Raw genomic sequence first — 10,401 nt, 5'->3', positions numbered from 1 at the left:
CAGCATTTCGGTGTGCCCGGGAAACCGGTGACCGCCCGCGTGCAGGGCCTCTTTGTTGAGCGGTGCCGTGCAGATGGCATCGATTTGGCCGGCCTGGGCCAACTCGACGGCGCGGGCCAGGTACTGGTAGGCGGCGTCGCCGCAGATGGGTGAGAGCTGCCCCCAGGGGAGTCCCTCCGGTATAAGCTTCAGATCAAAGCAATCGGCCACGCCGGGCGTGAATCTAGCCGCGTCCGGACGGCTGATCGCGTTCACTTCCAACTTGGAGTCGACGATACGGCCGGCTTCACGCAACCGGCCGGCATCACCGATCACCAGCGGCCGGCAACGATCATAGAGGTCGGCATGGGCAAGGCTTTTCATGATGATTTCCGGCCCGACGCCGGCGGCGTCGCCCATGGTGATCCCAACAGTCGGCAAAGGAGACTTTTCGTTCATCGCAGTGGGTTAACAATCAGTAGTCAGGTAAGTTAGCAAAAATGGGCCGCCAACCTCCGCCCTTGAGGGCGGAGGAGTGTCAGGATATCAAGGAAAACCGCCCAGGGCGGCGCGACAGCGCACCAGCGTCTCCGGATGGCCGAACGCGCCTGCCTTGGTGATGATCGGGATACGGGTGTAATCGCCCACGCCGGTGCCGAGCGGTACGCCCGGCTCAACTTCACCGGCCAGCCGGATACCTGAGATGCCGGCAGCATCAAACACGGCACGGGCCGTCTCACCCCCGGTACAGAAGAGCCCGGCCTGGCGCGGCATCAATAAAAGGACTAATTGCGCGAGCGCTTTACTCAGAACCGCGCCATCATCGAGATTGATTTCGCCGGCGGTTCCAATGACGATGGCGACGTCACGCTGCGCGTCAAGGGCCTCGTCCGCCTGTCGCACTGCAGCCTGCCATGCATTCTCCCCCGGGCCGGCCCGCAGCGCCGCAGGGGGCACGGTCACGATCGTTATGCCGGGTTCAAGCGCCAGGCGATCCAACTGCGCGCGCGCAACCTCGGACACGCTACCGATTACAAACAGCAGCGGACCCCTGGTCCGGGCCGGCGCTTCAGACCGGGAAGCAGCAGCGTCAACGCTGACGAAACCGGGCCTCATTCTGCAGTCGGCCGGATGTTTCCGAATCAGCCCGAGTGCGGCCGGCAGGTGGCGGGCAAGCCCGGCCGAGCCGGCAAAGACGGGCAACGGGTTCAGCCGGGCGGCAGCCTGGGCCACCGCCGATAAATCATCGTCCAGATCGGCGTCGCAGACGACGGCCTCAACGCCGGACGCAGCGTACCCGGTCAAGATATCCGCCGTGGATTGCACACCGGCACGGACAACCTCGAGGGGCACCGTCTCGACGCGCAGCCCGGTACGCGCCCGCAGGATGGCGGATACATCGGCGATGCCGGACAACTTCTCCTTCCGCCAAACATCGCCCTCCTCCATCGGTACGCCCTGAACGAACATCCGGCCGTCCCGCGTCGTCCGGCCGGTTGCCGGGAAGGCGGGGGCGACGATGGTGAACGGCGCCGGGGAGATCGTTGCCGGACCGGCCTTGGCGGAACCGCGCGAGTCACCGTACGCGCGGCGAGCCGCAGCGATCTCGACCGCGAAGTTGCCGCGCAGGGTGGAATCGATCTTCTTGTAAAGAATGGGCGCCGGACTGCCTGAGCACAGCTCGCGGACAATCCTTTCCGTGACCGTGGCGGCCAGCTCGGGCGGGGCGCGCCGGGTATCGGCATCGACGGCGGTAACGTCGGCAGCGCAATCCCAAGCGCGAAGAACTTCGCCAAAAACGACCACGGTGTCCAACCCCGCTTCGGTGTAGACTGCGCCGCAGTCGGCAGCGCCGGTCAGGTCATCGGCCACAATGACGATTGCGGGGGCCATAACCCGGGTTAACGCCCCTCTCGCCGCACCGGCGCAGGGGCGGAACGCTCGCGGGACACGGCATCTTCCCGTAACACTGAGCCGACACGACCCGCCCACCAGGCCGTTACCAGCGGCACGACAACGGTGGTCACCACCACACTGGCAGCGACGAGGACCGTCGCCGTCCTGGCCGCCTCCTGGTAAGCCGGGTTGGCGGCAGCCACGATGGCGGGTACGGCCGCAGCGTTACCGGCTGACGAAGCAGCCGCCAGTCCGGCCACACCATTGCCTCCCGTCAGCCGGTCCGCAATTAAAAGGGCAGTGCCGGTAACGACGACCACCGCCAGACCCAAAAAAACACCGAGCAGGCCAGCCTGCACGACCCGGTTTAGGTTCAGGGTGCTCCCAAGGGCGAAGGCAAAAAATGGAATCAGCGGCGGCGCAGCCTTGCCGAAAAACGCCCGGCATTCCGGGTCGAGATTGCCAAGCACGATCCCGACGAGTAAGGGAAGAATGCCCCCGAGCAAGGTTTGCCACGGAAACGCCGACAGGCCCGCAACGCCTAAGGTAACCATGGTCAAGAATGGCCCGCTCTCAATGGTCATCACCGAGTAGGCGCCAACATCGCGGGGCAGGCCGTACTTGCCCATCAACGCCATGTAGAGGCCGCCGTTGGTGTCGTTCATGGCGGCCACGACGGCAAGAGTAGACAACCCCAGGAATGGTCCGGCCCCGATCGGCTTTTCGCCCAGCAAGCGCCCCAGGATGATGCCGGCCACCATGCCGCAAAGGATTTTCGTGATCAGCAACGCGCCACCTTTCTTCAGGATATACGGGGTGGCCGTTAATTCGATCGTGGTGCCCATACAGACGTAGAACACCGCTAGAATCGTCAACGCGCCATTGAAAAGCGCTTCTGTAAAAGAGCCGAAGAACTTCGCGGTCCCAGGCGCAAAGGTCGCAATTACCGCCCCGATCAGCAGCGGCACTACCATGAGCCCACCGGGAACCCGCTCGACGCAACGCAAAAGAGGAAATGGCTTCATGGATTAAGCGGGATAAATCATAACCGGCGGCGATTTTCTGTTCATCGGGGTTATCCGGAGGCAGGCAACCAGCGGTTCAGCTACAATGATTTCGCCGGTCCCCCCGGGTCGGGCCGCATCTCAGTCGTCGTCTCGTTCGCGGATCGGGGCATCCACCACATGGCCGCACCGGGCAACAACGCAGGTTTTGTTGGAGTTCACCCCGAATCGCGCATCGGCTTCGACAAGGACACAAGCGTACCCAAACGACGCGCAACGACTAAGGAAGGGTGATGCAGACAAACTTGCCGGAAAAGCGCGAGGCACTGACAGCCTCAGGACCCGGCAGATTGAACATCCTGCCGACCCCTGAAGGAATATCGACTCAATGAATTACAGATTTCTTGGCAAGACCGGCCTGAACGTGTCGGAAATCGGCTACGGCGCGTGGGGAATCGGAAAAAGCATGTGGATTGGCGCCTCGGATGAGGAGTCGATGAAGGCTTTACATCGCTCCGTCGATTTGGGGCTGAACTTCATCGACACGGCCCTGGGTTACGGGGAAGGTCACAGCGAGCAACTCGTCGGGCGCCTGGTCAAGGAACGTCCGGAGACCATCTACGTGGCAACCAAAATCCCGCCCAGGAACCGCGAATGGCCCGCGAGAGCCGGCGTGCCGGCGACGGAAACGTTTCCCGCGAAGCACGTCGTCGCCTGTACCGAAGAAAGCCTGCGCCACCTCGGCCTGGAAACCATTGACGTGCAGCAGTTCCATGTCTGGTCGGATGAATGGGTCGGGCAAGGAGACTGGCTTGAAGCCATCCAAAAGCTCAAGGACCAGGGAAAGATCCGCTCTTTCGGTGTTTCCATCAATGACCATCAGCCTCAAAACGCCATCCGCCTGATTGAGACCGGCGCAGTCGACGCCGTTCAGGTAATCTACAACATTTTTGACCAAAGCCCTGAAGACGAACTCTTGCCCGCCTGTGAGCGTCACCGCATCGGTGTGATCGTACGCGTGGCGTTGGACGAAGGGGCGCTCACGGGAAAAATCACTCCGCAGACAACCTTTGCGGACGGCGATTTTCGTAACCGTTACTTTCGTGATGATCGCAAACGGCAAATCTATGAGCGCGTGCAGAGCATAGCCTCCGATCTCGGCATTCCTCTGGAGCAGATGGCGGAAACGGCGTTGCGATACGTGCTGAGCCACCCGGCCGTTTCCACCGTTATCCCGGGGATGCGCTCGGTGCACAATGTCGAGCGCAACTGCGCCATCGGCGACGGGCGCGGCTTGCCGAAGCCGATGGTGGAAAAGCTGAAAGCCCATCGTTGGATCCGCAACTTCTACCAGTAGGCCTTTTGAGCGAACCCACGATTACCGGCGAGCCGGCCGGCCGGGGCGCTGGTCTCAGACGCCACGCCGGACGGGCCGGCCCAAGCCGCCGGGATTAAAGGTGGTGATCTGATCGTGAGGTTTGCCAATCAGCCCGTTGAAAATGCGAACCAGCTAATACTGCGGGCGGCTGAAATGACGCCGGGTCCGCCGGTGCCGGTGGACCGTCGCGGCGAACTTAAAACCTTCAACGTTACCATTACCCGGACTCGGCCCGGGCCCGTGGCCTTGCGGCAGGCGTGACTGGAAGGCTTCTGCAGCGGAAATCTACGCAGGTTGCAAGCCCGCACGGAGCCCGTGTGCCCGTCAAGATTTTTATTGAAATTTTGGATTTGATATTTCTTTTTTACAAAAATAGTATTTTCTGTTGAATGAGAAGAGTATAAGAAAAATCAACCCGCCGTGCCGCAAACGCGGTCGCCGAGGTCTGCAGCGCTTTTCAAGAGAAACGTGACTGACTTTTCCCGCACCGTCTCTATTCAGGTATTTGAACCAGGCCGTGGCCCTCAAGACGCAGGACCATCCGCCCTTGGACCTCCCGCCGTCGAGGAACTCGGCGGGGGTGAGCGGCAAACCTTTTCGCTGGACCGATTACACGGCCGGCTGCGTGAACGTTTCGCGGCGCCTTCGGTGATCGTGGACGGCGCCTACCGCGCTGTGCACCTCTCAGAGGGTGTTGGCCGGTATTTGCGTCTGAGACATGGCGAGGCCACCTGGGATGTGCTGCGCCTGGTGCCCGCCTCACTCCGATGCGGGTTGCATTGGGCGTTGGGCCGCGCAGCGCGAACGGGCTGCGGGGTCCAAGTGCACCGGCTTTGGGTGAAGCTGGAGGGCAAGCAGTGCAGCATAACCCTTCGGGTGCGACGCGCGCCGGACCTCGCTCCTGACCTGTTCCTGGTGACGTTTGAAGAGGAAGAGCTTTTGCCGCCTTTGCAGGCGCTGCCGGCCGGGCCGCTACCCACGAATCGGTTGACCGCCGAACCCGACCTGGTCAGGGTGCATCGGCATGACCTGGTCGAACAGTACGAAGCTTCGGTCGAAGAGCTTAAGGAGTCCAACGAAGAGCTACAGACCATCAATGAGGAGCTGCGCTCAATTGCTGAAGAGGTCGAGGCCGGCCGCGAAGAACTCCAATCAGTCAACGAAGAATTAAGCGCCGTCAATCAAGGGCTCAAAGACAAGGTTAAAGAGCTGATTAAACTCAACGCCGATTTGCAAAGCCTGATGGCGGCTACCCAGATCGCCACGATCTTTTTGGACTGCGAGCTGCGCATTCTCCGCTACACGCCGGCCGCCGTGGCGCTGTTTAATCTGATCCCTGCCGACGTGGGCCGGCCGTTGATGAACCTGCGCCACCGGCTTACGTGCGAGTCGCTCGCCGCCGACGCAAAACTCTCGTTGGAGCGGCGTACATCGATCGAGCGCGAGGTGCCCAGCATCGAAGGGTGTTGGTACCTGACGCGGTTCTTGCCGTACCACAGCCCCGACGGCCGCCTTGCCGGGCTGGCAATCACATTGGTGGACATCACCGAACGCAAGGCGGCCGAAGAGGCCTTGCGCCAGAGCGAGGGACGGTACCGGGCGCTGGTCACCGCGGGCGGCAACGCCGTATGGCGTATGGACGGTGACGGCAAGGCACTGCTGACGCTGGAAGGCGGAATCCTCGCCCCGCACGATCCCGGTCATCCGCCGGACCGAGCGTGGCTGCTGAGGTACGTCCACCCGGAGGACCGGCAGTCAACTCTCGAGGCCTGGCTGCACGCTCTCGCGACCCGAAACGTTTACAACCACGATCATCGCTCTTTATCGGCGCGGGGCGAATACCGCCACGTTCACTCGCGCGCCGTGCCCCTCCTCGACGCCCAGGGCCACGTGCGAGAGTGGGTTGGAACCACGACCGACATCGACGCCCTCAAGCACGCTGAAGCGGAACGGCACCGGCGTGAGGAGTGGTTTGGTTCGCTGATCCAGAACGCTTCCGACCTTATTACAGTCATAAATGCCGAAGGCCTCGTCCGGTTTCAAAGCCCGTCCGTCGAGCGCACGCTCGGGTACGGCCCGGCGGACCTTCTGGGCCGCAGCATCTTCGAGTTCCTGCACCCGGAGGACGCGCTTCGGGTGCGGGCCGCGATTCGCTGGGTGCGCTCCCACTCCGCGGCGAGCACCCCGGTCGAATGCCGCTTTTACCACCGCGAAGGTTATTGGCGCGTGCTCCAGGCGATTGGACGGAAGATGCCCGATGGCGGCAGCGAAAGCTTACTGGCGATCAATTCGCGCGACGTCACGGCCCAGAAGCAACTGGAAGCCCAGCTGCACCAAGCCCAGAAGATGGAGGCCTTCGGCCAGCTGGCTGGCGGCGTGGCCCACGACTTTAACAACCTGCTTTCGGTGATTTTCGGTCACGCTGCCCTGTTGGCACCCGCTTTGGCATTCGATCAATCCCAGGCTCAATCCTTGGCGGAAATTCGCGGGGCGGCGGAACGGGCAGCGGCCCTGACGCGGCAACTGCTGGCGTTCAGCCGCCGTCAGGTTCTCGAACCCAAGGTTGTGGACCTAAACGCCATTCTCTCGGAGGCCGAGGCCATGTTACGCCGGCTCATCGGCGAGGACGTGCTTTTGGTGACGCGGCTGGAGACCCGGCTTCGGCCGGTCAGGGTCGACCCCGGCCAGATCGCCCAGGTGATTGTCAACCTCGCCGTTAATGCCCGGGATGCCATGCCCCGCGGCGGCACCCTGGTTTTAGAGACGCGCAACGTCGATGGAGGCACGCCGCAGACGGCGATTCGCCCGGGTCGTCACGTGCTTTTGACCGTAACCGACACCGGATGCGGAATGAACCCGGAAGTGCAGGCGCGCGCTTTCGAACCCTTTTTTACCACCAAGGGCGAAGGAAAGGGCACCGGGCTGGGCTTGGCCGTCGTGCATGGCATCGTCCAGCAGAGCGGGGGCCGCATCCGGTTGGAGAGCCGGCCAGGTGCCGGGACGACGTTTCAAATCTACCTGCCGGCGGTGCGCGGAACGGCGACACGGCCGAGTGGCAATCAGGACCTTACCGTTGTACCAGTTCAGGGCCGTGAGACGATTCTCCTGGCCGAGGATGAGGACGCGGTCCGGGAAATCACGGCCCAACTGCTGGAAGCTTTCGGTTACAAGGTCTTAAAAGCCTCGAGCGGAGAGGAAGCCTTGCGCCTGGCCGAGAGGCAGCATGGGCAAATTCACTTATTGATGACCGACGTAGTCATGCCGGGAATGGGCGGTCGCGAACTGGCAGACCTGCTGCGGGCCCGCGAACCGCAGTTAAAGGTGCTATTCCAGAGCGGTTACACCGACGACGCGGTGGTTCGCTATGGAGTGGTGCACGCCGAAGTGACATTTTTGCAAAAACCGTTCACGCCGCAGGCTCTGGCCGAAAAAGTTCGCCAAGCGCTGGATCAGCCGCAGGCGAATGCGCCCGGTATGGCGAGACCTTTCGGCGAGCGGGTTTGCCCTGACGAGGCCATAAACCGCCTGGAATAGGCAGGAGCTTGCCCGGGTCGCCGCCCTTGGTCACGCGACCGGGCGGCCAAGCGAAAAGGGCGACCTCCGAAAACCGAACCTCTAATCGACAAACTCCGGAATGGCGCAGAGCGCGTGTAAGAAGCCCAGGCCGGAGAGAGCTCACGACCGTTCCTTCCCACACACCCTCCAACGTCGGCGGACCGGCATTGTTCAACGTTCAAGGCCAACAGCGCCACCACACTTAACCGGTGCTGCGCTCTTGGTTAAACCGGCGGCATCACCGCCTTGGGAACGGCACGCTTGCTGCACCCGCCTGTGAGGGGTGCTCCTCCCAAACCTCCTCGGCTCTGGGGTGAACCGCGCTCTGGGCCACCGTGGTGAGGTCACGCCGGGCGGGCTCAAAGTTCACGGGGGATGACGTGCACAAATGGACAAAATACCTTTGGAAATAGATCATAAACGCTTTCTGGTGCTCCGGAGGGGGTAACACTTTGATTGTGCGCCGGGATGACCTCGAACCGTGATCGAGGGATGTCCGCCGGTTCTCCGGCAACTTCTAACCGGGCGAGGCCCCCACGGCAGCTTTCAATTCACGCCGCCGGCGCTCAAACCTCGACAATGGACACCGGCCTGCTCGCCCGGATAAAAGAATTCGACAGGAATCTTATCTCCTTGATTCAAAGGGGCATCAGCCTTCAGATTCACCTTGAACCGGCGAAAGGCGCCGCGCACCGGCCGGTCCAAAGGGACCGCTACGCGGGTTGCGCCCAATACGACGTTTAGCCGCTCGTAATTTGATGCGGGACAAACGGCATTAAGTTCCACCTCCTGGGTTCCGTCGGTTTGCGGGCAGGCGCTTAAAATAATGGCTTCACCAAACTGCATATCGTTCTGCTCAGGATTTAAGTGACACAAACCCTTAACCTTTTGTAAGGGCAGCCCTGAGAGGTTACGGGTATTACACTCTCAGTCTAGTGGTTTTTTACGCAATTCTTTGGTGAGCCGAAAAAATCCTAAGCTGGGCGGTTCGTGGCCGCGAAGGGCCCGCTAACGGCCGACGCGGCGCTGAAACGCCTGACGCGAATCGATCTGACCTGCGGCCTGGCGTTCGCTTCCCTGGCCGCAAGCCAAAAGCCGCCTGCCCGAACGAACAGTGCCTGATGCGGGGATAATACGGCCTCACGCCCGGGTCAGGAGTATGCTTGAGTATGCTTGAACCGGTTGCTAGCGCCGGGCCGCATGTGCCGTCACGGGCGCCGACTCGACGCGCGTTAACAGAACGACCAGGATTTCCAGCAAGCCGAAGGCCAGATGCGGCCAGTACACGCGATGGCTGAAGTCAAAGAGCCAAGGCGAGACGGCCAGAAAAAGGCCCGAGAGGAAATCGATCACCAGGTGCGCACGGAACGGAATAACCCGGGCTGCGCCCAGTTCATAATTGGTCAGGAGGCTGTAGAGCAACGAACCTAGTCCCAAAACGACGGGGATGACGGTCGCGGGCCCATGGTCGGCAAAGCCAAAGAGCCACGGAGAACCGGCTACGACCAGGCCAACTACATAGTCGAGCACGCCGTGGACGTTGCGAGGTATGATTTTCATATTGCTCAATCGCCCCTTTGCGCCGAACCCATCGTCAGTCGCTCTCCTGCCTCCTTGATCAGGAAAAGCGAAGTAACGCCTGAGCCGCAAGGAGACGCCGACCGGGCTTTCGCTCCGAAGAAGCGGGAGAATTTAGCCCATGGTTTACCCTAGGTAACCGTAAAATGACGATGAGCCCTCCTAAGGCGTCACGCCTGCACGCCCACCTTGACAAACGCCCGCCCCGCCGGGTTGGATTTGCTGAAGGGGCGGCAGAGGGCGTTGCTCACGGTTTCTGCCGTCCTTTCAGGGCTCGGTCGGGGGGAAACGCCTTCCCAGGGTAAACCCCACTGCCATTTAGTTGCGGATACAAGGCCGGGTAGTGCTTTCGTCCCTAAGGGACGGCTGAGGTTAGGCAGGTAGCTTTAGTGCCTGTGCGGGCGTGCCCCCGGGATTGCGTCCCCTCGGGACGCCTGAAGGCGGGCGCCGGGCCAGGCGGGCGCCAAAGATTGGGGAGCCGTTCGGGTTTTCGTCGTTGAGGGTCGCGCCGGGTTTGGCTGGCCGTCTGGGAGTCGGAAGCCTCCGGGGCAGCGTTTCAGGCGTCCCGACGGAACGCGCTCCCTCTTAAATGCCCCCTCCAGGGACTGAAGTCCCTGGCTACGATCAAGGGTCCCTGCGGGACGAAAGCGCCCCCATCCGCCGGCCCTTAGCTAGATGGCAGTGGGGTAAACCCTGGGCTAGCTCTGCCGGCCCGTTGGGCCTCGACCGTCTATACGGTCTGGTAGGTGTAATGCCGGCAGGGCACCTGGGAAGGAAGACAAAATTTTACCTTGATGGGCATCGAAATGGTATTAGATGACCTACGGTTTAGAAGCCGGATCGCAAAATCCGGTTTCTTCTAGACCATGACGCTCTGGAGGTAAGCGCGCAGCTGTTTGACGGCTTGGGTGTGGATCTGGCAGATGCGCGACTCGGTGAGCCCGAAGGCGGCGGCGATGTCGGCCAGCCGCAGGTTTTCGTAGTAGTACATGGCCAGCACCTTCTTTTGCA

General features: G+C 61.8%; 9 protein-coding genes. 3 read left to right on the top strand and 6 right to left on the bottom strand.

Going from position 1 to position 10,401, the window contains the following annotated elements; all coding sequences use genetic code 11:
- The 3 genes from JO015_07725 to JO015_07715 all read right to left on the bottom strand — a co-directional run.
- A partial coding sequence (locus JO015_07725) for a 4-hydroxythreonine-4-phosphate dehydrogenase PdxA (protein MBV9998988.1) occupies nucleotides 1–438 on the bottom strand: 438 nt, incomplete at its 3' end.
- Nucleotides 439–525: 87 nt separating this feature from the next.
- The gene (locus JO015_07720) at nucleotides 526–1,872 is read right to left on the bottom strand and encodes a four-carbon acid sugar kinase family protein (protein ID MBV9998987.1); all 1,347 of its coding nucleotides are present in this window, start codon (nucleotides 1,870–1,872) and stop codon (nucleotides 526–528) included.
- An 8-nt stretch (nucleotides 1,873–1,880) separates the two neighbouring features.
- Nucleotides 1,881–2,900, bottom strand: coding sequence for a 2-keto-3-deoxygluconate permease (locus JO015_07715; GenBank protein ID MBV9998986.1), 1,020 nt, complete (start codon nucleotides 2,898–2,900; stop codon nucleotides 1,881–1,883).
- Nucleotides 2,901–3,267: 367 nt separating this feature from the next.
- Between JO015_07715 and JO015_07710 the strand changes: the two genes are divergently transcribed.
- The 3 genes from JO015_07710 (at nucleotide 3,268) to JO015_07700 (ending at nucleotide 7,791) form a co-directional block, all read left to right on the top strand.
- Nucleotides 3,268–4,236: an aldo/keto reductase gene (locus JO015_07710; protein MBV9998985.1), complete on the top strand. Its 969-nt coding sequence runs from the start codon at nucleotides 3,268–3,270 to the stop codon at nucleotides 4,234–4,236.
- A 48-nt stretch (nucleotides 4,237–4,284) separates the two neighbouring features.
- Nucleotides 4,285–4,518: a PDZ domain-containing protein gene (locus JO015_07705; GenBank protein MBV9998984.1), complete on the top strand. Its 234-nt coding sequence runs from the start codon at nucleotides 4,285–4,287 to the stop codon at nucleotides 4,516–4,518.
- Nucleotides 4,519–4,725: 207 nt separating this feature from the next.
- A complete protein-coding gene (locus tag JO015_07700; protein ID MBV9998983.1) occupies nucleotides 4,726–7,791 on the top strand; it encodes a PAS domain S-box protein in 3,066 nt (1,021 codons plus the stop codon).
- A 567-nt stretch (nucleotides 7,792–8,358) separates the two neighbouring features.
- Here the strand turns inward: JO015_07700 and JO015_07695 are convergent.
- The 3 genes from JO015_07695 to JO015_07685 all read right to left on the bottom strand — a co-directional run.
- Nucleotides 8,359–8,658, bottom strand: coding sequence for a hypothetical protein (locus tag JO015_07695; protein MBV9998982.1), 300 nt, complete (start codon nucleotides 8,656–8,658; stop codon nucleotides 8,359–8,361).
- Between the two features lie 339 nt (nucleotides 8,659–8,997).
- Nucleotides 8,998–9,372 (bottom strand): hypothetical protein, encoded by a 375-nt coding sequence (locus JO015_07690; protein MBV9998981.1) that lies wholly within the window; start codon nucleotides 9,370–9,372, stop codon nucleotides 8,998–9,000.
- An 877-nt stretch (nucleotides 9,373–10,249) separates the two neighbouring features.
- Nucleotides 10,250–10,401 (bottom strand): FliA/WhiG family RNA polymerase sigma factor (locus tag JO015_07685; protein ID MBV9998980.1); only part of this gene is annotated, 152 nt, incomplete at its 5' end.

The organism is Verrucomicrobiota bacterium (assembly GCA_019247695.1).
Taxonomy (GTDB): domain Bacteria; phylum Verrucomicrobiota; class Verrucomicrobiia; order Chthoniobacterales; family JAFAMB01; genus JAFBAP01.
Note: the sequence above shows the minus strand (reverse complement) of the source record. Positions and strands in the feature narration are given on the sequence as shown.

Excerpts from the sequence above, each read along its gene's own strand:
- JO015_07695 (MBV9998982.1), bottom strand. The coding sequence starts at position 8,658 with ATGCAGTTTGGTGAAGCCATTATTTTAAGCGCCTGCCCGCAAACCGAC.
- JO015_07690 (MBV9998981.1), bottom strand. The coding sequence starts at position 9,372 with ATGAAAATCATACCTCGCAACGTCCACGGCGTGCTCGACTATGTAGTT.
- JO015_07715 (MBV9998986.1), bottom strand. The coding sequence starts at position 2,900 with ATGAAGCCATTTCCTCTTTTGCGTTGCGTCGAGCGGGTTCCCGGTGGG.
- JO015_07720 (MBV9998987.1), bottom strand. The coding sequence starts at position 1,872 with ATGGCCCCCGCAATCGTCATTGTGGCCGATGACCTGACCGGCGCTGCC.
- JO015_07710 (MBV9998985.1), top strand. The coding sequence starts at position 3,268 with ATGAATTACAGATTTCTTGGCAAGACCGGCCTGAACGTGTCGGAAATC.